Source organism: Pseudoalteromonas sp. 20-92, from assembly GCF_030847595.1.
Classification (GTDB): domain Bacteria; phylum Pseudomonadota; class Gammaproteobacteria; order Enterobacterales; family Alteromonadaceae; genus Pseudoalteromonas; species Pseudoalteromonas fuliginea.
In genome coordinates this window covers 65,036-88,542 of the sequence record NZ_JANJGQ010000007.1, presented here as the reverse complement: position 1 = coordinate 88,542, position 23,507 = coordinate 65,036, and the positions used below count along the sequence as shown (strand labels likewise).

Sequence of the window (23,507 nt, the reverse complement as noted above, 5' to 3'; positions counted from 1 at the left end):
GTCAATTTGAGGGCTTAAACCTGGCGCTAACTATGTTAATAATTTCTGATATAGAACAACTAAATAACGAAATTCTCACCTTGTTATCGACCCTATTTTCTTACTTCAAAATCGCTCACTTAATTAAGCTGATTGATATAAAAAATTAAAACCGCTCAACGTAGCCATTTTAATGTCAAACTCAACACATTTAACGCCTATTTGGTTAAGTGCCGTAGAAAAACATTTATTAAGCTGTTTGGTTCCCACTACCACAACTTGTGTATTACTTTGCAACTGCCACTCACTGGCATGGCGTGCTGCTCGTACGTCACTGCCAATTAACACACCCGATAAATACGCTTTAGCTTGTACAGGTGTTAACTCCTTTGAAAGCTGACGAGTACGCACACTAAAAATACCATGCGCTAAATTACCACTATCACTGTCAAGCGTGAGTTTGCACCCTTGAGCAAATGCTTTCCAATCAAAGTCGCCCTCTTCACAGTCACTGGGTATCAATACACTTTGGTGGCACAGTAAATCGTATAACTCGCCAGTCATTGCGGTTTTAAAGCAGATTATTTCACCATGGTTTATAAGTACCCACTTAGTATGTGTACCTGGTAAACACAGTAATATTTTACCCTGTTGATACTCTGGATTTTGTTTTAAAAACCCTAAAATTTGCAGCTCTTCACCGCGCATTACATCAAATAAAGAATTTTGTAGGGTACATTTAGTACCCGGCAACGCTTTAATAGTATGCCCTGCACAATTAAAGCTAATAGCAGCATCGAGCAAACTCTCAGGGTTTATAGGGCACTCTAAATAGGGCGTTTCGTACCAACCTATGCTTGATGTGATTTGCCCTGCTATATATACAGGTACGCAGCCATACTGCTGACTCCAAGGCTCGATAGCACTAAGAAGCGTTTGCTCAAAGTCTTGATTAACTTTTACAACACCTGGCCCATCACGTTGTTCAAGTAATGTAAGCGGTTGTTTTGCGTTAACGCGGCACAAATAAGCACGTAAATGACTGGTACCCCAATCAACGGCTATAAAAAGAGATGAAGTAGTCAAACTTTAAAGTCTCCCACCGTCAATTTTAATGCCCTGCCCGGTAATCATACTGCTTTCATCTGCCGCTAAAAACATCGCTAAATTAGCAACATCCTCAGGTGAAACTAGCTTTTTAAGCGCCATAGCTTCCATCCATTTTACTTGCTCAGCCTCTGTAAACCAGCTTGCTAATTGACGGTCGGTAGCCACCCACCCAGGTAAAATAGCATTTACGCGAATACCAAACTCGCCATAATCACGAGCAAGTGCCTTAGTCATGCCTATAAGACCTGCTTTAGCGGTAACGTAACCGGCCATTTGCGGTTGGCCCATTATGGCATTGATAGAGCTAAAGTTTATAATACTGCCCGCCCCTTCTCGCTGCATAAATGACATAGCGACTTGGGAAGCAAAAAAGGCTGGATTTAAATTAATTTGCAGACACTGATCCCAATCTTGCACTGTAACGTCTTCGCTAGGTTGACGGCGATCGTTTGCTACGTTATTGACCAGTACATTGACGCTACCAAGGGCAGCACACGCATCAACTAATGATTGCTGCAGAGCATGGGAATCAGTTACATCAACTTGTCTGTACCATAAGTTAGCTTGTGGGAGATTGTTAATGAGCGCCTGCGCAGCATCGTCATCTATATCGATAAAAGCAACTTTGGCATTTTGCTTAGTAAATGATTCGACCATTGCTCTACCGATGCCTGATGCACCACCAGTAATAAAAATAACTTTACCAGAAAGACTATGATATTGAGCGAGGGTGTTCAAATTCAACTCTCCATACAGCACATATAAAATCTTATTTAAACCCTTTATAAACTGATACTTACAACATAAAGGGCGAAACCAAATTGTTATTGCTGTGTTAAAATACTTAACTAATAAAAAGTTTATACCATATCCTTACGTACATTAATATGATATATGATATATAATCTAGCAATATGAACTCGGAAACTCGCACAATGAAAAGCCAACCTCGTCAAAACTTAACACACCAACTAACCCATGATTTGGGTTTTGCTATTGTGCGTGGCGTGTACCCTGTAAGTGAAGGTCTGCCGTCGGAAGCTGACTTATGTATAAAATACGATGTGAGCCGTAGCGCCACTCGCGAAGCGGTAAAAATGCTCTCTGCTAAAGGATTAATTTCGTCGCGTCCTAAGCAGGGTATTCGTGTATTACCTGAAAGTAGCTGGAACATGTTTGATACCGACGTACTGCGTTGGATTTTAAGCAGCAAACCGTCACTTTCTTTATTAAAAGAATTTACCCAAGTCCGTGTAGCACTTGAGCCTCAAGCTGCAGCGCTTGCAGCGGTGAATGCAACTGCTGAACAACTCGTTGAAATAGATAATGCATTAGCGCGTATGGCCGATGCCGATGAAGGATTAGATGATCCTCTCGAAGCTGATATTGCCTTTCATACCAGTATATTAGTGGCCAGCAACAATCGATTTTTTGTACAATTGACTGAGTTTATTAGCACCGCATTACGTGTAAGTATTCGCTACACTAACCATATTAAAGGTGTACCCGGTGCTGATGTAGCAAAGCATGCAGACATTTTAAATACCATAAAATCACGTAACCCAGAGCTGGCTAAAAAAGCAGTAGAAACTATTTTAGAAGAAGCGCTTGAGCTTATCGAATCAAAGCTGGTGTAGTAAAAAGTTACTTTTGACAGATTAAAAAAGGGAGCTAATTAGCTCCCTTTTTGCTGCCCATATTTAAAATTACGCTTTTGTAAGTTCAAAAATAAGCGATGTTTGCGGGAATGAAATTGGCATTTGTAAGCCAAACTGCATTAACGCTTCACCTGTAAATGTTTGACCATTTACCACAGCAATAGAAGATGGGCGATACTCTTCAAATTTTACCGGCCACACTAAATTAAGTGTATATTGTGCATCGGTATCTAGGCCAACAAAGCGTAATTTATTAGGCGCTGTACGCGGTGTTTCGCGAACGCTATTATAGGCAAATAACGCTTTTGTTTTTTGCTCATCGATTAAACCAAAGTTAATTGATAAATCGTCGCTATCAAGGCGGTATAAATCGGCGCTATGAATAAACTCCCGATGCTCTTTGTGAAGTACTATTGCCGCTTTGAGTGTATTGTATTCGTGATCGGTCAGCTCACGTGGGTCCATTTCAATGCCCATGTGGCCAAACATTGATACCGCAGCACGCATTTCAATGCTCACATTACGCCCTGTGATATGACAATCACGTGGGCCTATGTGTGCACCCATTACCGACGATGGGAAAAAGAACGAACATCCACGCTGTATTTCAAGGCGATCAAGCGCATCGTTTGAATCTGACGTCCATACACGATCTGTGTGTGCAAGTACGCCATAATCTACACGTGCACCACCTGACGAACAGCTTTCTATTTCAAGCCCTGGGTGCGCACCTTTAATACGATCAATTAAACGATAAAGCGCCAATGTTTGCTGATGCACAGCAGGCTTACCATCAAAATTACCCGCATGGTTAATATCGCGGTTCATATCCCATTTAATGTACTTAATGGTTGGGTATTCAACTAAAATATCGTCAATGGCTTTGTATAGGTACTCAACCACCTCAGAGCGCGTTAAATCAAGTACGAGCTGATTTCTAAAGCTTAACTGTTCGTTGTTTTGAGAGCCTAAAACCCAATCAGGATGTGCGCGGTATAAATCGCTATCTGGGTTAACCATTTCTGGTTCAAACCAAATACCAAACTCCATACCTAAGCTATTCACATGATCAATGACTGGCGATAAACCATCTGGGTAAATTTTGTAATCTACAGTCCAATCACCTAAGCCTGCGTTGTCGCCACGGCGGCCTTTAAACCAACCATCATCAAGTACAAAACGCTCAATACCTAACGGCGCTACTTTGTCGGCTAGTTGCTTAAGCGTGTCTACGTCGTGATCAAAGTAAATACCTTCCCATGTGTTGTAATGCACAGGACGCGTTTTTTCGCGTTGTGCTTGGCTAAGTAAATTAGCTTTAACAAAACGATGGAAATTACGAGAAAGCGCGCTAAAACCTTCACTTGAAAACGAGCCATAAATGCTCGGGCTTTGATACGCTTGACCTTTAGCAAGCGTAAGCTCACCAGGAAGTAATAGCTCACCCATTTGTACATAACGACGACCTTCAGCTAAAAGCTCTGCACGTAGTTTATTGTTGCCGCTCCAACCTAAATGAAAGCCGTAACATTCCCCGTGTTGCTCGCCTGCATTTTCGTTATGCACTAATAAACCAGGAAATACATCGTGTGATGTTTTGCCTTTACGGTTTTCGCGAACAAAACTACCTAAGACTAAATCAACCGATTGACGCTGGAATTCGTTTGACCAACGACCTTCAAAGCTCACTATTTTGCTTACGCTATCTGGCAATTGAAATGTTGGCGCGGCGCAAAAATTAACGCCCAGTGGTGAGTCACCTAAATTAGTTAATACAGTATGTGCACTTAGTACGTCAGTGCTTTTATCAAGTGTAATGCTATGCACGACTTCAATACCACGAAGCTTATCTACACTTACAAACTCAACGGTCGCACTTGAAGGCTGACGCACTTCTTGAAGCTCTGGCCCTACTGACCATGCAATTGAATCATTTACTAGCTCAAGCCCTGGCGCACCAGTAAAGCCCTCACCTAATAACGGAGATAGAGAAATAGGCGCTTCTTCAACCACGGCACATTTAACTTCTTGACGGGTAGCAAGTTGAGTTAGCATTGCCTCGGTTGTTTGCTCAGATAGGCGTTTACCAAAGTACAATAACGCCGGTGTTTTACTTTGGCAGTCGAAAATAACCGTGCTATTAGCGCTATCTAATCGAAAAAATGGTTTAATATCGGCCATAATTCTCCTATCCTTTTAATCTATTACGAGTTAAATAATGTGAGTATGTGAGTCAGTTATTTTGTGTGTGAACTCATTTACCGTTGCTTGAGATACGACCGGTCAGACAGTGGTCCTCAATAATAATAGTATATATCATATAAATTAGCTTTTGATAGCCTTTGCACTACAAATAGTTAGATAAACTCACTGGAAGTACCACTGCAATAAAAGACATTAAACTAACCTTAACTCAAAAATCCAATTACTCTCTTTTTGCTGGATAAAAAAATCGGCCAAGAATTACCTGTGACCGATTTTAATAGCTTAATTTATCTGTAGTTTATTTTTGTATTAGCGTCTGCGTTGCGCCATCAAGATCAGGAGTTTTACCTGCCCACTGCGCGTTTAAGCCAAATACCACTTTATTTACTACTAATGCAAAAGTCACACATACAATGAGTGTAATTGGCATTAAGTGAATGTAATGAATGTCGGTATGTAGTGGTGAGTTTGCAAACGTAAGCATACCGTACATAACCACGCCTAAAATTACCGCTGCAATACCCGCACGGGCATCAACATTTTTAAATAATAAGCCCACTACAAAAATAGAGAATATAGGCATACTTAATAAGCCGTTTAATTGCTGTAGTAAGTTAATAATACTGTCGGCTTGCTGATAAATTGGTACAAGTACCAGCGTTAAACTCGTTAGTAATAATGTTACGTAACCACTTAGCTTTACTACACTTGGCTCTTTATTAAAGTAAGCTTCGTGAATGTCACACACATATAGTGCTGTGGCTGAATTTAATAAACTGTTGTAAGTAGACAGCACTGCCGCCGCCATTGCCGCTGCAAATACACCAGTTAACCATGCAGGCATTACATCACCAACAATTCGACCATAAGCAGCGTCGCCAATATCGCCATAAAGTTTAAACGAAATAATACCCGGTAATACCACAATTGCAGGGACGATTAAAAAGCGAATACCTGCTGCTGCAAATATACCTTTTTGCGCTTCTTTAACATTAGGCGCTGCCATTGCTCGTTGCGTAATTGTTTGGTTAGTACCCCAGTAATACATTTGAATAAAGATCATACCGGTTAAAAGTGTTGGCCACGGAATAGGTGAATCAGCATCGCCGATGAGTGTTAAACGCTCCTCTGGAATACCCGAAAAGTCATAGTCAATCGCATTAAGCGCTAAAAAGACTACTAAAACAGCCATGCCCAGTACAAGTATGCCATTGTAGGTATCCGATACAGCAACTGCCCGCAAACCACCAAAAAATGCATAAACAGCACCAATAATGGCAAACGCGGTGGCAATATACATTAGTGGAATATCAACCTTAAACATGGTTTGCATAAACAGCGCGCCAGAATAAATAACCGCTGGCATATAAATAAGTGCATTACCTAAAAAGAATAATCCCCCAATAACAGCGCGAATATGTTTGTTGTTATAGCGCTTTTCTAAAAGCTCTGTGGTAGTTGTACAGTTATATTTATAATAAACAGGGATGAATACTTTAGCTAAAATAATTAAACCTATAATTGCAGCAAGCTCCCACCAAACCAGTAAGGCCATTTGGTTACCGTTCATGCCAACAAGCTGGTCAGTACTTAAATTAGTAAGTGTGATTGAACCTGCAACAAACATCCAAGTAAGGCCACCGCCGGCTAAAAAGTACTCTTTAGTTTGGCTTTGTCCGTTATTACGATTTTGGCCTCGGCATTTCCAATAAGTAAGGCCACCAATTAAAGCGGTGACAAAAACAAAAACCACCAGCTGTAAAATATTATCTGACATGTGTGTGTCTCTTATATGTGTGTGAAAATAGACACGCTATAGCGCGTGTGAATCTCTACTTAGTTCTAATTTAATTTGCTTTAAAGGTTTGAGGTCTGAATGCTGATTATGAAGTTTCACTAAGGCGTTAAGCTGAAACAGTGAAATAAGCATGCTGTTAAGCACACTTAAGTAACCCTTCTTTTGTAGTTCTGCAATGGTATTGCTATCTAATGTTTGCAGTTTGTCTTCATCAACGGTGCTCAAACCTTGAATGGTTTGGGTTTCGCCTTGTTCAAACTGTAAAGCAATATCAATATTTTTAATGAGCCCTAAGCGCACTACTTCCTGGGTAAATTGATACGTTTGATAGTCATTTTTTAAATCGCTCTCAAGTAGCTTTTGTTGCGAATTTAAAAATAAGCTTGGGTTACCTTTAGCATCAAATAATGCCTCACCATGCTGCGAGTTTACAGCTGAGCTTTGCTCATCAATCGCAATAAAGTAATCGCTACTGTTTGCTTCACGGGTCATTAAATGAAGAGGGTGAGTTTGCATACATACTGGTGTGTAAAGTGCCTGCCATTGGTTGTTATTCACCAATAAACTTTGCCCGGCGTTAAAACTTGTTAACGCTGATATTGTGTAGCTGCCATTTTGTGCGTTACGGGCTAAAAAAATAGGTAAGTCGCAGGCTACTTTTGCTATTTCATTTGCTCTTAAATTAACTAAATGCTGCGTTTTTGCGTATTCAACTGCTGCATTGGGGTTAATTTTTAATGTTTGGTGTTTAGTGTTTACGAGTTCACTAATAGCCATAGTTACACATCCTTAAACTGGGTTAGCTGCTAGCCACTGCTCTATAAAAGCACGATGTGGCGGCAAAGTTTGTAACATCTGCTGTGTAAGCTGGCTGTTACGTTCAATTATTTGTTTGGCTTGCACATGGTGTGAATACAAATATGCCTGTTTAGTAAAGTCTGGCTTAAAGCCCATACCGTACAAAACATACTGATAACTGGCGGCAGGGAATAACTCTAATGCGCCATGAAAATCTTGAATAAGCGGGCCACGGCTTCCCCAAAGAAGTAAGTCTTCTTGCAGGGTTTGTGGAATAGTATCGGGCTGTACATGTGCTTGCCAGTAAGGTTCTGGGCGCTTGGTTAGCATGTAATGTAGCTTTAAAAAGTCGATAATACGCTGCCAGCGGTAATCCATTTGCTCATTAAAGCGTTTAGCTACAATAGGCATTACTTGTGTGTCTGCTGGCATATGCTCTGCTACAAAGCGTGCTGAAATTTCAACAAGCATAATAGCGGTTGCTTCAAGCGGCTCCACAAACCCTGCCGACATACCAATGGCAACACAGTTTTTATGCCAAAACTTCTCACGGTAGCCCGACTCAAAGCTAATTTTACGGGCAGTTAAACCACTTGCTGCATCGCCTAAATAGTTTCGTAAGTTTTGCTCTGCTTCATCGTCTGATAGAAACTTGCTTGAATATACATGCCCTACACCACGACGATGCGTTAAACCTATATCCCAAATCCATCCAGCGTTTTGAGCTGTTGCTATGGTATGGCTGGCTAAGGAGTCATCGTTTTCATCGTAAGGGACTTGCATAGCCAGTGCGCTGTCGTTAAATAGCACGTGGTCCATTTTTTTAAACGGTACGTTGAGCGCTTGGCCTAATAACAATGATGAAAAACCAGTACAGTCTATAAATAAATCGGCGCTTATAATGTGGGTTTGATCTTTTAGAGTAAGCTCATTTATTGCACCATCGTCATCAAGTTTTACTTGATCAACAGTACCAATAATATGCTCTACGCCAAGCTTACTTTTACAATGCTGTTTAAGCATTTGTGCAAAAGCGCCGGCATCTAAGTGATAAGCGTAGTTACAATTACCTTGATATTCACCTTGCGCTATACCTCTTGGGGCTAAGCTTGCTTGGCAAATATCATGTTGAAAATTAGTTTGCTGTGCAAAGTCTTCAACATTATCTAAATAGGGGGCTAAATCTATGCGGCCGTAGCCTAGCGGTACAGTAAATGGATGGTAGTAAAAGTCGTTGTTGCCGTGCGTCCAATTTACAAATTTACCGCCTTGTTTAAAGGTGGCGTTACAGGCTTTAAATACATCAACTTCACGCAAACCTATTTGCTGAAGTGTGTTTTTCATAGTGGGCCAGGTACCTTCACCTACACCAATTGTTGGAATATCTGACGATTCAACCAACATCACTTTTAAGCCATCACCATTTTTACCTTGGTGGTACGAAGCTATAATTGCAGCGCTCAGCCATCCTGCTGTGCCGCCACCAATTACGGCGATTGTTTTTATTGTTTTATTCATAACGGACTACTCTTTGAGTACTTTATTGATAACCGGTTAGACAACAAATGCCCTTTCGGGCATTTGTTTAAATTAGTCTCATTTTGTGCAAAATAGCTACTAACTTTATTAGTAACAGGACTTATAATGCACTGCAATGAAAACTAAGAGGCAGTCGCTGCCTCTGCTATCAATTAAAACGATCCACGAATACCAAACGCGTAACGTGAGCCATTATCTTCTACTGAATAGATTTGGTTAGCAAAACGACCTGTTTGTACTAACTCTTCCTCAGTGATATTGATGCCTTCAGCAAAAATAGTGAAGTTTTCGTTAATATCGTAGCTTGCACTAATATCCCACTGACCGTAAGTTTCTACGTTCACTGGTTCACCGTTAAAGCCATTATCAACTAAGCGTAAAAAGCCTTCACGGTTGTTAAATGCAACACGTGCTTGCCAGTTATCTTGCTCATAAAACAATATTAAGTTTTGCGAATCGCCTAAACCTTCAAGTGCAAATGTTTGTGTGGTGTCTGCGCCTACGCTAATGTCACTATCTACGACTGTGGCATTGGCTATAATACCAAAGCCATTATCAAATATGTGCGTCACACCAACTTCATAGCCCGTTACTTTAGCTGACTCACCATTTTGAGGGCGAGTTACTGTGTATACCTCTGAGCTACCATTGAGTTCATCATCAGCTTGGTCTGTACATGTAGTACACGCAAAATCAGGACCCGAACGGTCAGACATTTCAAATGTTTCTGCACCTGTTAGCGTGACAATGAAGTCATCAACTTCTTTACTAAATACTGCAAAGCTAAATAAGTTAGCATCGTTGTAGTACCACTCGTAAGAAATATCCCAGTTTTCTGATTGGAATGGCTTAAGAGCAGGGTTGCCACCATTTGCCGTTAAGTTTTGACGACGAGGCTCGTTAAACGTAGTCGCTGGTGATAACTGCGACATCGTTGGACGAGTAATACTGTCGTACGTAGCAAAACGTAAAATCATATTGTCTTGCAGTTCTAACTTAACATTTAAAGATGGTAGTAAGTTTGAGTAGCTAGTCCCTTGTTCAATGCTTGTAGCCGGACCAAATACGTTAGCAAACAAAGTTGCATCCGTCGTTGGGATTACATCACTAATAAAGCTCTGTATTGCAGCTACTTCAATATCAGTTTCAGAATAACGTGCACCTAAGTTAACGGTTACAGGCATATCCGCAAGGTCAAAACCAAGCGTAAAGTCCATGTATAGGCTGGTGATGTCTTCGTTGATTGTGTAACGGTTATTTTGTAATGTTGGCTCTACTGGGAAACCTTGATCGGCTAAATAATCAAGCATTTTATCACCGTCGTAGGTGTAAAATGTATCGATCAAACCTGGGAAGTAGTTACTTGCTTGATAGGCTTCAAAATCAATTGCATCAAGTGGTGCTTGCGTCCCATAACCACAAAATTGACATTGAGTACCATAAACTTGAAAACTTGATTTTTCACGCTCTTGGCGATAAGCACCAAAGTTGATTCGATCTACAGGGCCTTTATCTGGCACGTATTCAAAATCAGCTTTTACTTCTGTGATTTCATCTTCATCTGTAAACTGAAGACCGACTTCATTGTAGTGAAGGCGCGCAAGGCTAGGATCTGGGAGTGAACCATTTTCAAACCCGTCATGCTGAACAGTAGGAACACTGCCTGTACCATCAAAGCTATAGCTATTAATAATACCTACAACATTAAAACGGTCAGTACCTGCACGGTCATTTTCAGCTGTTGAGCGAGACACATCAAATTTAGCTTTTAATAATTCGTTTACTTGCCAATCTACGTTAATACCAAATGCTTTATTAGTTACATCACGAGAGTTACGAGTGTGCGACACAAAGTCACTTGCAGGGTCGCCACTTGGCGCACCTAAACCCACTTCTTGAGAGAAAGTTAAAAGCGTGCCTGTTTCTGGATCAATCGTTGCGCTACCTACGCGGTCTGGTTCAAACCAAGATGCTAAATCGCGTACTGTTGAATCAACTTCAAATTTTGAAATCATGCCATCAACAGTAATAGTAACATCGTCAGATGGCGCATATTGCAGTACTAAACTTGCATTTGTACGCTCACGATCTTGCTCATCAACAACTTGGTCCCAGTTACGTGGAATATAGGCATTTTCAAACAATACACCATCAGTTGGATTAGAGATTGTTTGGCCGCCGCGCCAACCTGCCGTTAAAATTTGGTTATTTTGAAGTTTACGTTGTTGATTAGTGATGGCAAAAAGCACACCTAGCTTATCATCGTTAAACGTATTACTTATTAAGAATGATGTTGATGGGGATACTTCTTCAGAAAGGCTTTCGTACATACCTTTAACTGAACCTAAAATATGTAAACCACCAAAATCAAAAGGACGTGCTGTAGTTACGTTAACCGTACCACCAATGCCGCCTTCTTGAAGCGTTGCTGTATTACTTTTATAAATATCAGCACCGGTGATTTGATCTGCGGCTAATACATCAAAATTAAATTCACGACCTGCACTGTCTGTCGCAATTTGACGACCATTAACAAGTACAGTATTAAATTGTGGGCCAAAACCACGAATAGTTACCGCTTGTCCTTCACCACCACTGCGGTCAATTGCTACACCTGTAATACGTTGCAGAGATTCTGCTACGTTTAAATCAGGAAATTTACCAAGATCTTCTGCTTTAATCCCGTCTGTAACAACATTAGATGCTTTTTTATCTAACATTGATGAACGTAAGCTGCTACGGATACCCGTTACTGCGATAACTTCAACATCCTCATTTACTACTGTAGACGTATCGCCTTCAGCGCCTTGAGCTGCAACGTTTCCGCTTGCCAATATGCCAGTGATAGCAATACTGATCGCGGTTTTCTTGTTGAACGATAACTTATTGTTAATTATCATTTTTTAAAAACTCCTGATTGTGTGTAGTCGTTGTGTCGTTGTGCTAGTGCAAATAGTTTCAAATACTATTTATATTATAAATACTTTAAATCAAGCTGAAGTGCAACCTTTTCCTTGATTGTAGAGCGTTATTTATTACCGTATTTTTTCTTTTTATTTTCTTTAAATTAACATCAACATATTGAGTTAATTACAAAATGCGTAAATAATAACCTGTTCATAAACTTCATCAGGTAATAAATTAGCTTTTGGATAATTTTCACGGTTTGGCGCGTCAGGCCAATTTTGCGCTTCAACACACAAAGCTTGTCGTGCTTTAAACGGCGCACCGACGAAGTTAGCGGTGTATAACTGCATACCTGGCTGAGTGCTTTTGAGCGTTAAATTAACCTTCGTGTGTGGCGAGGTTAATGTAGCCATCGTCTTTAAACTGCTGTCATCATTAAAAATATAGCAGTGGTCAAAGCCATTTCCAGCTTCTAGCTGAGGATGAATGGCGCTTAATGCCTCCCCAACTTGACTTGGTTTGGTAAAATCAAAACAACTACCTGTCACTAATGCCGCTTCATTAAGCGGGATGCTGGTTTTATCGATGGGAAGGTAGTGACTGGTATTTACTTGAACAGAATGATCATTAATTGATTCGCTGCCATCAAGGTTAAAATAACAATGGTTAGTAAAATTAACGAGTGTTTCTTTGTTAGTCGTAGCTTTAAAGCGTAATGCAAGCTCGCCATTTTTAGCACTAATCGTTTGCCAAACCTGTAACTCACCGGGGAAGCCTTGCTCACCATCGGGCGAGCAATAATAAAGCTCAACTTCACTTTCCGTTTGTTTGGTTACTTGCCAAAGTACTTTATTAAAGCCTTTAACACCGCCATGTAAGCTATTAGGGCCGTTGTTCGTTTCTAATTGATACTGCGTACCAGATAAGCTGAAACGCCCCTTTGCAATACGGTTAGCGTATCTACCTACTGTAGCGCCAAGGTAAAATGGGTTTTCAAGATAGTATTGAGGGTCATCGACGCAAAGTGTCATTTCTTGCTTTTTAAACTTTATGCTTTTAATTATTGCACCAAATGGCAAAATTTCAGCGGTTAAATCTTTACCATCACTGAGCTGAATGACTTGTAAAAGCTGGTTATTGGCAATAGCTACCACATGTATTCTCCAATCAAATTACCGAATTAACATTTTCTGTTATGACGTCGCAACAATATATATTATAAATAGTATATAACTGAAGCCTGTAACTCAATCTAAATACGTTAAAATTTCTCGATAAAAATTTACAGCTGCCATTATTTATTTACAATAATTAAGCTTCGCCGGAGGTTATATAAAATATAGGCTCCTCAAGGTCAGCTTCTTTGGCATATATGCTCATTAAGCGCTGTTTTTTCGTCAATACTAAGGGCCTGCTTTGATTTTGCGATAAAATCGTATCTCACCATAACGGCTTTACCTATTGCGCAGCATTTATCATGTTGCCATGCTTCTTGCCTAAGCGTAAAAGAGCTAGTGCCTATATGCTCTACAGAGGTTTTTACTGTTACTTCGTGGCCATAAAATAATTCGCCTACAAACGACACTTCAACTTTGGCAATTATCAACTTCCAATCATGTGGATTTAAATCAGGCGTAAAAAACTTAAAAATAGGTGCACGTGCAACTTCAAACCATACCGGGAGTACGGTATTGTTAATGTGTCCGAGCGCATCAGTTTCACTAAAGCGCGGCATCACTTTTTCAATAAACATAAAAATCCAATAATAATTATATAAAGGTTACTCATGACGGACTTTATTCGCGTATACGATAACGCGCTAAGCAATGATTTTTGCGATGAATTTATTACCACATTCGCGCAAAGCCCGCATGTAAGACAAGGGGTGACATCGGGCGGTGTCGATCTAAAGAAAAAAGACAGCCACGATCTACACTTAAATAATCACCCCGAATATGCTCAGCAATTAAAACATATACAACAAACAACTGCACAGCATGTTTTTAAGTATGTTGAAGAGCATATTTTTATGATGATTGGGGCGTTTGGTTTAAAGGTATATCATCCAAAAACGGGGGAAGTAGTTGATTTAACTCATGCTAATTTTGAAGAAGTAGGAAAGCCGCAACTCCCCGTTTTAGTGCAGCAGATTTTTAGACTTGGCAATATTCAAGCGCAAAAATACGAAGTAAACAAAGGTGGCTACCCTTACTGGCACAGTGAAGTTTATCCGCAGCTACAGCACAATGAAGCATTACATCGCGTGTTGCTATTTATGTTTTACTTAAACGATGTAGAAGAAGGTGGTGAAACAGAGTTTTATTATCAAAACCGTAAAATAGCCCCTAAAAAAGGCACTATGGTAATAGCACCTGGCTACTTTACACATACTCATAGAGGCAATAAGCCAGTATCAAACGATAAGTATATTTTAACATCGTGGGTACTGTTTAATCGAGCAGAACAAATATATGGTGCGCCTAAGAGTTAGCGCACCAAAATCAGTATTATTTAACCAAGCAGTTCATCAAATAAATTAAACAACTGATCTAGCTCTTCAATGGTGTTGTAGTGCATACAACCAATGCGCACTACACCGCCTTTGTCGAGTACACCTAACTGCTTACACAAACCTTGCGCGTAAAAGTTACCGTCCCACACACAAATATGCTGTTTGCCTAAAAATTCTGAAACTGCGCGCGACTCAAGTCCTTCAAAAATTAAAGCAAAAGTGGGTGTACGCTCATTAAGGCGATCAAAATCATCAATACCAAACAACTTAATGCGTGGATAATTTACCAAGCGCGTTAAAAAGTGTTCGCTAAGCGCCATTTCGTGCTGCTTAGTTTTAGCAAAAGCCACGCTTAACTTTTTGCGGCGTGAATGGCTATCATCAAGCTCACTAATCGCCGCAATGTAATCAACAGCCGCGATAAAACCAGCCATTGCTTCAAAGCTTTGTGTGCCGGTTTCCCAGCGACCTGGTGCTATGTCTTTAGCTGGCTCAACTTTGTACGGTGTAAACCCATCTAAATGCTCTTTTTTACCGTAAACCATACCCAAATGCGGACCAAAAAACTTATACGCCGAGCAAGCTAAAAAGTCGCAATCAAGTGCTTGTACATCAACAAGTTCATGCGGTGCGTAATGCACTGCATCAACATAAACAAGTGCGCCTACGCTGTGAGCAAGCTCTACAATGCGTTTAATATTATTAATTGAACCTGTGGTATTTGACGCATACGTTACCGCAACAAGCTTAGTATTACTGTTTAATAAGCTTTCAAACTGCGCCATATCTAAGCTGCAATCAGCTTCGTTAATAAGCGCAATATTTACAACAACACCTTTATCTTCTGCGGCTTGTTGCCATGACGATACATTCGAGAAGTGATCAGCGTTAGTTACAATTATTTCATCGCCAGCCTGCCAATCACGCGAAATTGCACGGCTAAAGCTAAATGTGAGGCTGGTCATGTTTGGACCAAACACAATTTGTTGTGAGCTAGGTGCATTAAGTAAGTCAGCGGCGGCTTGGCGCGCATTCGCCATCAACTCAACCGTTTTATCACTTGAAAAAAACGCGCCACCTAAGTTCGAATTATAATGACCTAAATAAGCAGTCATCGCAGTAAGCACCGATGTTGGTACTTGCGAGCCGCCTGGTCCGTCTAAAAATATTGGCGATTTACCATCAACGTTTTGCATTAATGCTGGAAATTGCTCACGTAATTGCGTTATGTTCATGCTTATTCCTTAAGACGTTAATACAAAACAATCCAGGTAACCTGGTTTGCTAGCATCAATTTTGTTCATAGGTGTTGCGTTGTGCCACACTTGACGGTCGTTTATTAATGCAAACATGCCGTCTTTTATTTCCATTTTAAAACAAGGCTCAGCTTGCTTGCTTTCGTATACAAGCAGTTCGCCACCTTCTAAGTTCTCGTGAGATACGCCGCATATACATACATGGTCAAAACCATCTTGATGAACGCCTTCTGGCGCTGCAGGTGTATCGCTATCAATGGCAAGCATGCGGAACTGATGAATTTCAATATCGCGCTGATCATCAATACCGGTAAGTTGGCGAAACTCATTGACGATATTTTTCATACCCTCTGATTCAAGTAAACTTTGCTCTAGGTTTTCGTAAGTACGCTCTACATTACCCTGAAAAGTATTAATTGAATCGTCTTGAACAAATGCTTTGGTTTTTTGTAACTTTATTTCACCATTTAGCATTTTAACTACTGAATAACGACGTTTACGAAAAGCACCATCTGCATATGGATTTGCAGGCAGGTTATCAAAAGAAGGCTTAACCAAATCAATATTTACTTGGTTAATAAAACGTAGTTGCAGTAAATTCTGGTTGTTTAATGCTGTCATAAAATCTCGCCTAAAATAATGAGAATATTGGTGAGGATTTTAATGCATATTGAGAGGATTTTTTGCTTTATTACTCAACTTAAAAACGACTTAAGGCCAGAGTTAATACAAAAATATAAAAAAAGAAGCATGAACTATCTAATATTTATTTTAGTCAATAAAAAACCCGCCGAAGCGGGTTTTTAAACAAACTTTAAAAATTATACAGCTTGTTGAATAATAACCTTGTCTGCTTTTTTAGTGTAAGCAGGCATACGGTGGAAGTTCAAGTAACGGTAAGTATCTGCAGCCGTTGCATTGATCTTCGCTGCATACTCTTGGTACTCAGCTGGAGTAGGTAATTTACCTAAGATAGCCGCTACAGCAGCAAGTTCTGCTGATGCTAAGAATACGTTTGCACCATTACCTAAACGGTTAGGGAAGTTACGTGTAGAGGTAGACACAACCGTTGCTTTGTCTGCAACGCGTGCTTGGTTACCCATACAAAGTGAACAACCTGGTGTTTCGATACGTGCACCAACACGTCCAAAGATACCGTAGTAACCCTCTTCAGTAAGCTGGTCTTTATCCATCTTAGTTGGTGGAGCAACCCAAAGTTGAGTTGGTAACTGACCTTTAAAGCCATCTAGTAATTTACCCGCTGCGCGGAAATGACCGATGTTAGTCATACAAGAACCGATGAACACTTCGTCGATTTTCTCGCCAGTAACGTCAGATAGTAAGCGCGCATCATCTGGGTCATTTGGAGCACAAAGAACGGGTTCTTTAATCTCAGCTAAATCAATTTCAAGTACATGCTTGTACTCTGCATCAGCATCAGCTTCCATTAGTTCTGGGTTAGCTAACCAATCTTGCATTGCAGTAATACGACGCTCAATAGTACGTACATCGCCGTAACCTTCAGAGATCATCCATTTAAGCATAACAATGTTTGACTCTAGGTATTCTGCGATAGATTCTTTAGAAAGTTTAACCGCACAACCTGCTGCTGAACGCTCTGCAGATGCATCTGATAATTCAAATGCTTGCTCAACAGTAAGGTGTTCAACGCCTTCAATTTCTAGTACACGACCAGAGAATTCGTTAATTTTACCTTTTTTCTCAACTGTTAATAAACCCGCTTTGATACCGTAGTAAGGAATTGCATGTACAAGGTCACGTAAAGTGATACCTGGTTGCATTTCGCCTTTAAAACGAACCAAAATAGATTCTGGCATATCAAGTGGCATAACACCCGTTGCTGCTGCGAATGCAACTGCACCCGAACCTGCTGGGAATGAAATACCTAATGGGAAACGTGTATGTGAATCACCACCAGTACCTACAGTATCAGGTAATAACATACGGTTTAACCATGAGTGAATTACACCATCACCTGGGCGAAGTGACACACCGCCACGGTTCATGATGAAATCAGGAAGCGTATGGTGAGTGTTTACGTCGATTGGTTTAGGGTAAGCCGACGTATGACAGAAAGACTGCATTGTTAAATCTGCAGAAAAACCTAAACATGCTAAGTCTTTAAGTTCGTCACGTGTCATAGGACCTGTTGTATCTTGCGAGCCAACAGTTGTCATTTTAGGTTCACAGTATTGGCCTGGGCGAATACCTGGAACGTTACACGCTTTACCAACCATTTTTTGCGCTAGTGTGAAGCCTTTTTCAGAAACTTCTGTCACTGTTGGTACTTTAAATACATCAGTTGGACCAAGGCCAAGTGATGTGCGTGCTTTATCAGTTAAACCACGACCAATGATAAGTGGTATACGACCACCAGCACGAACTTCATCTAAAATTACGTCAGATTTAAGTTCAAAAGTTGAGATTACTTTGTCAGTACCGTGGCTCTTAACAACACCTTCGTACGGGTAAATATCGATTTGCTCACCCATGTTAAGCTCATCAACATTTAATTCAATTGGTAATGCGCCTGAATCTTCCATTGTATTGAAGAAGATTGGAGCAATTTTATTACCTAAACATACACCGCCAACACGCTTGTTTGGTACGAATGGGATATCATCGCCCATGAACCAAAGTACAGAGTTAGTTGCAGACTTACGAGAAGAACCAGTACCAACAACATCACCTACATATGCAAGTGGTAAGCCTTTAGTTTTTAATTCTTCAAGCTGAGAGATTGGACCTACTTCGCCTGGCTTGTCTGGTGTAATTCCATCACGTTCAATTTTTAGCATTGCTAAAGCATGAAGTGGGATATCTGGACGAGACCATGCATCTGGAGCTGGTGATAAGTCATCAGTATTTGTCTCGCCAGTTACTTTAAATACAGTAACTGAGATCTTTTCAGCAACAGCTGGCTTATTAGTAAACCACTGCGCATTTGCCCAAGACTCAATAATTTGCTTAGCGAATGTATTACCCGCTTTTGCTTTTTCTTCAACATCGTAAAACGCATCAAACATAAGTAATGTATTTGAAAGGCCTTTAACTACGATTGGTGCAAGTGTTTCGTCATCAAGTAGGTCAATCATTGGCGCGATATTGTAACCGCCCAGCATTGTACCTAATAATTCTGCCGCTTTTTCTTTAGAAACAAGTGGAGAATTAGCTTCACCTTTAGCTACAGCTGCTAAAAATCCCGCTTTAATATAAGCAGCATCATCAACACCAGCTGGTATACGCTGAATGAACAAATCTAAAATGAATTCTTCTTCACCTGCAGGTGGGTTTTTTATTAATTCAATAAGATCAGCAGTTTGCTGAGCATCTAATGGCGCTGGTACGATACCTAACGCGGCACGTTCTTCTACGTGTTTACGATATTCTTGTAGCACAATATTGCCCTCTTGGTGACGTGAAAGTATCCGGTAGCGCTTTGGGCGCAAATAAGTTACCCAATACTTATAGTATTCTAACGCGTAATTATAAAGCTTTTATGGATAGATGAAAATCCATCCAGTTACGCAACTGATTATACCGATTATAAATACCATGAATAGTAGTGGTGGTAAAAACTATTTTCATGAATACTTGTTAAGTAAGAATCATTACCATTAACTAGTATTAATTTATTACAGGCATAAAAAAACCCAGCACTTGGCTGGGTTTTTATTACAAACTATTTAATTAACGTAAAACTTTAACGTTTTTGATAGTTTTAATATGCGCTTCTACACGACGGTTTTCTGCGTTTGCAGCTTTAGTGTTTGCATCATTTTTAAGACGCTCTTCACCTAAACCAACTGTAGTAATGCGATCTTGAGCAATACCATCAGCAACAAGTTGCTTAGCTACAGCATCAGCACGCTTTTTAGATAACCATTTATTGTAAGTTGCTTTACCTACAGCTGAAGTGTGACCTTCTAAAAGCACTGTTGTACCTGGGTACTCTTTTAAGAACTCAGATACTTTTTCGATATCATTTAAGTACTGAGTAGATACTGCTGATGTATTATTAGGGAAAGTCACTAATAAGCTTACAGTTACTTCTTTATCTTCATATAAAGTACAACCAGTGCCATCAACTGCGTCAGTCATTGGCGTGTTTGGACATCTATCGTCAGCATCTAAAATATTATCATTGTCGCTGTCTGAAGGAGCAACTGCAACTTCAACTACTTCTGGAGCTGGTTTTACTGGCTCAACTGGTGCTGAGTTTTGGCCAAATAAGTAGTTAATACCAATTTTAGCGCCTACATCTGTGTAACCACGGTCAAGACCTTGGTATACAGCTGTTTCAGCATTTACAAATAAACCATCTGTAATGAAATGTTGGTAACCAACACCTGCATTTAAGAATGTGTTGTCATCTACTACGTCCATTTCTTTAATACCGAAAAGACCGTAGAAAGGACCGCCATTTAAATGATAAAGAGCATCAATGCCGTAACGCTCGCCATCAATACTGTTGCGGTTGCCAGCAACTTTATCAAAAGCATTAAAATCCATGTCTGCATATTCTAGGCGTGCGCTCCAGTAATCACTGAAACGGTAACCAGCTTCAACACCCCAACCAGTTGATTCATTTACATCAAGACCAGCTTGGGCACGCATGTTTTTCCAAGATGCGTCATAGTAGTCACCAAATGCGCCAATGTAGAAACCTTCTTCTTTATCTGCAGCAAATGTAGATACGCTAGTTGCAGCTAACGCAATTGCGATTGTAAGTGATTTTAATTTCATTGTTTTCTTCCCATTTTAACAATTAAAAATTGTAGCTAATCAATACTAGCTCAATCTGTTTTATACAGACTAACCGAACCTTTGTTAATCAATACTTAACGAATAATAAAGTTTATAAATTTTTTTAATTATCTATAACGACATCCAACCACCCATTGTAGGTGAAATCAAAAATATTACCTACTCTGCAAATAATTTATAGTTGTGGTTTTTTTATAAATCGATAGCCTGCGACAAAAACAGGAACAATTCAGTTAAATGCACTTTTATACACAGCAAAACTTACTTATCCTTATAAAATGGATGATAACACTAGAATTTATTTTGCTCAATCAATGAACACTTCTAAAAATGAAAAATGAATATTTATAATCATAAACTTACATCTAAAATTAATAGTTAAGTACCGCAAAAAGTACGATACCCATGATCACTTTTAGGAGGCGTCTGAAAATCGACAAGCTTATTCACTTCATTATAAGGATTGCTCAGTACTTTTAAAAAATCACTTAATAGCGCACTTGACCCCATTTCGCTGTAGTCAGTAATAATTGATTCAATGATGTGATTGCGTGGTATTACTCGAGGGTTCGCTTTTCGCATTACTGTATAACTATTTCCATCAACCCGGCTTTGCCATTTATATGCCCATTGCGCTAATGCTTCAGGAATAAGCGCTTCCTGTTTTAACGACTCGGTTAATGCATCAAAGGTATTGGTGTAATCGAGTTCATGAAATTTTAATAATGTTAACAATTCTGCAACTAATTTTGTATCGTTTTCATCAATACCGACTAAGCCCAACTTTTTTGCCCACATAGCCGTAAATTCAATATTAAACTGTTCAGCAAAGCTATTTATATGTGGCGTCATTAGCGAAACAGCTTGCTCATCATCGTCATGAATTAGTGGTATCAGACTTTCAGCTAAACGGGCACAGTTCCAGTTAGCCATATTCGGCTGGTTACCAAATGCATAGCGGCCTTGTTTATCAATAGAACTAAATACAGTATCAAAATCAAAACTGTTCATCATGGCACATGGGCCGTAATCAATGGTTTCTCCGCTTACTAGCGTATTATCTGTATTCATTACTCCGTGAATAAAACCAACACGCATCCAGCTCACAATTAGCTTAACTTGGTTTTTAATCACAGCGCCTAAAAATGCTAAATATCGCTGCGAACCTGTATCGGTTATTTCTGGGTAGTGTCGCTCTATAGCTAAATCGGCTAAATTTTTAAGCCCTTCAACATCGCCTTGCGTCGCTAAATATTGAAATGAACCAACACGAATATGGCTCGTTGCTACGCGAGTAACGATAGCCCCTGCTTGTGGCGGATTACGGTAAACCGTTTCGCCACTGCCAACAACCGCTAAGCAGCGTGTGGTTTTAACTCCCAGCGCATGCATTGCCTCGCTCATTACGTATTCACGAATAGCAGGACCAAGTGCACAACGCCCATCCCCTCCTCTTGAGTAAGGAGTAGCACCAGAGCCTTTTAATTGAATATCCCACAACTGGTTTTTATCATCATTAATAGCGCCCAGTAAATGCGCTCGCCCATCGCCTAAACGTGGTGAAAAATGTCCAAATTGGTGCCCAGAGTAACCAAGTGCTACTGCAGGAATTGCTTGTTTTTCGTTACCGCTAAAAGTGCTGGCACGCAAATCAGCCGCAACGTTAATATTAAACTCTTTTGCTAAGCTCTCGTTCCACAGCAATAACTGAGGAGAGGCGACACTTGCAGGGAAATCTTCAATCGCGAAGTTTTCCGCAATGTCTGTGTATCTTGGCACTAATTTCATGGTAATTCCTATTGTTGCTGACTTATACCAACACGGTTGTCACCTACGCCATAAGCAACAATTAAGCTCAACTCTTGCATACTTAAGCCACTTTGCTTTTGCATTTCATTAAAAAAGGCCTGGGCTGCATTCAGTGACTTTTTAGTTTGTAAGCCGCCGTCTATAATTTTATGCGCACGCAAATAATTCTCTACATCGCGTGATAATAAAAAAGTATCTTTACCAAGTGCTCGCAATGCATAAGGGCCAGTATTTCCGCCTAAACGCGAACCATGCTTTTTCAAATACGCCCATAAACCAATAATATCGTCTGTTGGCCAATTAGCGATAAACTGGCTGAAACTGCCATGTTCCCCTGCTATCTCGTGGATCATGTAAGCATTTTCGGTAATTGTTTTTACTTTTTTATAGTTACGAACAATACGCTCATCCGTAGCTTTTTGTTCCAGCATATCGGGTGGCATCATTAATAACTTATCAACGCTAAAATCCCAAAAAACCTCTCTAAAGCCCGGCCACTTATTATTAATGACTGACCAATAAAAACCGCTTTGAAATACTTTTCGAGTAAATTCTTCAAGCCAATCGTCGTCACTTAACGTGCTTAGTTGTTTTTTAGATAACGGTTTTGCAAGTAATAACTTCAGCATTTTTTCGGAGCCTTTTCGCTCTACCGCTCGCTTATAAATATCGCTAAATTTTTCCATACTAATTAAATACCTCACTACTTATATTGCTAGTGTACGAGAAAAGCACCCAATACGTAACCACTCCCATTATGGATGAATGAATATGCATTTAGTCGCTTGACACCCAGACGGCTAAAATGCTTTAATCGCTGCAATTACCCTATTTAAATTGCGCAGGTTTGTAATTTTTTACTCTACAAACAGGTGCAAAGGGCTAGAAGAGGTGCGTTATTCAGGTAGCGTATGTTAGGAGCGCAAACTCCAGTGAGCATACGTGAGGGGAATTAACGCCGAGAAGTAATCACTTTTGCGAGGTGTTTATTTCGGGCGACTAGGTTGAACCCTAGCGACTGTCACCAATAGCTGCTTATAACAAGCAGCTTATTAGTTTGGTGGAGAGCTTCTGGTCTTAAATATTAAGGCCGTGCGCCCTATTATTTTAAGCCCATTCGCTCTTCGAATTATTAGTTCGAACGACGT

17 protein-coding genes and 1 riboswitch are annotated in these 23,507 nt (G+C 40.1%); of the genes, 2 read left to right on the top strand and 15 right to left on the bottom strand.

The genetic code is table 11. The features are described from left to right. Window positions 1-123: 123 nt before the first annotated feature. Together NRL14_RS09120 and NRL14_RS09115 are read right to left on the bottom strand one after the other, a co-directional pair. Window positions 124-1,065 (bottom strand): 2-dehydro-3-deoxygalactonokinase, encoded by a 942-nt coding sequence (locus tag NRL14_RS09120; RefSeq protein WP_033029198.1) that lies wholly within the window; start codon window positions 1,063-1,065, stop codon window positions 124-126. A gap of 3 nt (window positions 1,066-1,068) precedes the next feature. Next, on the bottom strand, window positions 1,069-1,827 hold the full coding sequence (locus tag NRL14_RS09115) for an SDR family NAD(P)-dependent oxidoreductase (protein ID WP_007376247.1): 759 nt from the start codon (window positions 1,825-1,827) through the stop codon (window positions 1,069-1,071). A 197-nt stretch (window positions 1,828-2,024) separates the two neighbouring features. Between NRL14_RS09115 and NRL14_RS09110 the strand changes: the two genes are divergently transcribed. Beyond that, complete coding sequence (locus tag NRL14_RS09110) at window positions 2,025-2,726, top strand: FadR/GntR family transcriptional regulator (protein ID WP_007376246.1); 702 nt, start codon at window positions 2,025-2,027, stop codon at window positions 2,724-2,726. 69 nt (window positions 2,727-2,795) lie between these two features. Here the strand turns inward: NRL14_RS09110 and NRL14_RS09105 are convergent, their stop codons facing one another. From NRL14_RS09105 to NRL14_RS09075, 7 genes are all read right to left on the bottom strand, one after another. Next, on the bottom strand, window positions 2,796-4,928 hold the full coding sequence (locus NRL14_RS09105; protein ID WP_306724487.1) for an alpha-galactosidase: 2,133 nt from the start codon (window positions 4,926-4,928) through the stop codon (window positions 2,796-2,798). Between the two features lie 322 nt (window positions 4,929-5,250). Beyond that, window positions 5,251-6,729 (bottom strand): SLC5 family protein, encoded by a 1,479-nt coding sequence (locus tag NRL14_RS09100; protein WP_007376244.1) that lies wholly within the window; start codon window positions 6,727-6,729, stop codon window positions 5,251-5,253. Window positions 6,730-6,765: 36 nt separating this feature from the next. Beyond that, entirely contained in the window at window positions 6,766-7,527 is a 762-nt protein-coding gene (locus tag NRL14_RS09095; protein WP_007376243.1) for a SapC family protein, read from the bottom strand. Between the two features lie 12 nt (window positions 7,528-7,539). Then, window positions 7,540-9,066 (bottom strand): tryptophan halogenase family protein, encoded by a 1,527-nt coding sequence (locus NRL14_RS09090; protein WP_306724486.1) that lies wholly within the window; start codon window positions 9,064-9,066, stop codon window positions 7,540-7,542. Window positions 9,067-9,239: 173 nt separating this feature from the next. Then, complete coding sequence (locus NRL14_RS09085; RefSeq protein ID WP_033039443.1) at window positions 9,240-11,987, bottom strand: TonB-dependent receptor; 2,748 nt, start codon at window positions 11,985-11,987, stop codon at window positions 9,240-9,242. A 186-nt stretch (window positions 11,988-12,173) separates the two neighbouring features. Then, entirely contained in the window at window positions 12,174-13,148 is a 975-nt protein-coding gene (locus NRL14_RS09080) for an aldose epimerase family protein (RefSeq protein ID WP_033039446.1), read from the bottom strand. A gap of 200 nt (window positions 13,149-13,348) precedes the next feature. Next, window positions 13,349-13,747 carry a thioesterase family protein gene (locus tag NRL14_RS09075; RefSeq protein WP_033029213.1) on the bottom strand — a complete coding sequence of 133 codons (399 nt, stop codon included), beginning with the start codon at window positions 13,745-13,747 and terminating at the stop codon, window positions 13,349-13,351. Between the two features lie 33 nt (window positions 13,748-13,780). Between NRL14_RS09075 and NRL14_RS09070 the strand changes: the two genes are divergently transcribed. Further along, on the top strand, window positions 13,781-14,485 hold the full coding sequence (locus tag NRL14_RS09070) for a 2OG-Fe(II) oxygenase (protein ID WP_033029215.1): 705 nt from the start codon (window positions 13,781-13,783) through the stop codon (window positions 14,483-14,485). Between the two features lie 20 nt (window positions 14,486-14,505). On the opposite strand, the gene NRL14_RS09065 is transcribed toward NRL14_RS09070, so the two are convergent. The 6 genes from NRL14_RS09065 to NRL14_RS09040 form a co-directional block, all read right to left on the bottom strand. Beyond that, a complete protein-coding gene (locus tag NRL14_RS09065) occupies window positions 14,506-15,741 on the bottom strand; it encodes a cysteine desulfurase-like protein (RefSeq protein WP_306724485.1) in 1,236 nt (411 codons plus the stop codon). 9 nt (window positions 15,742-15,750) lie between these two features. After that, window positions 15,751-16,383, bottom strand: a complete 633-nt coding sequence (locus tag NRL14_RS09060; RefSeq protein ID WP_306724484.1) for a 2OG-Fe dioxygenase family protein — start codon at window positions 16,381-16,383, stop codon at window positions 15,751-15,753. Window positions 16,384-16,583: 200 nt separating this feature from the next. Next, window positions 16,584-19,181: a bifunctional aconitate hydratase 2/2-methylisocitrate dehydratase gene (gene acnB / locus NRL14_RS09055; protein WP_306724483.1), complete on the bottom strand. Its 2,598-nt coding sequence runs from the start codon at window positions 19,179-19,181 to the stop codon at window positions 16,584-16,586. Window positions 19,182-19,473: 292 nt separating this feature from the next. Then, the gene (locus tag NRL14_RS09050; RefSeq protein ID WP_007376227.1) at window positions 19,474-20,529 is read right to left on the bottom strand and encodes an OmpA family protein; all 1,056 of its coding nucleotides are present in this window, start codon (window positions 20,527-20,529) and stop codon (window positions 19,474-19,476) included. A 399-nt stretch (window positions 20,530-20,928) separates the two neighbouring features. Continuing rightward, the gene (locus tag NRL14_RS09045; protein ID WP_306724482.1) at window positions 20,929-22,338 is read right to left on the bottom strand and encodes a YdiU family protein; all 1,410 of its coding nucleotides are present in this window, start codon (window positions 22,336-22,338) and stop codon (window positions 20,929-20,931) included. An 8-nt stretch (window positions 22,339-22,346) separates the two neighbouring features. Beyond that, window positions 22,347-23,045, bottom strand: a complete 699-nt coding sequence (locus NRL14_RS09040; RefSeq protein ID WP_007376225.1) for a DNA-3-methyladenine glycosylase I — start codon at window positions 23,043-23,045, stop codon at window positions 22,347-22,349. 192 nt (window positions 23,046-23,237) lie between these two features. Further along, window positions 23,238-23,438: riboswitch (Lysine riboswitch) on the top strand. The last annotated feature ends 69 nt before the right edge of the window (window positions 23,439-23,507 follow it).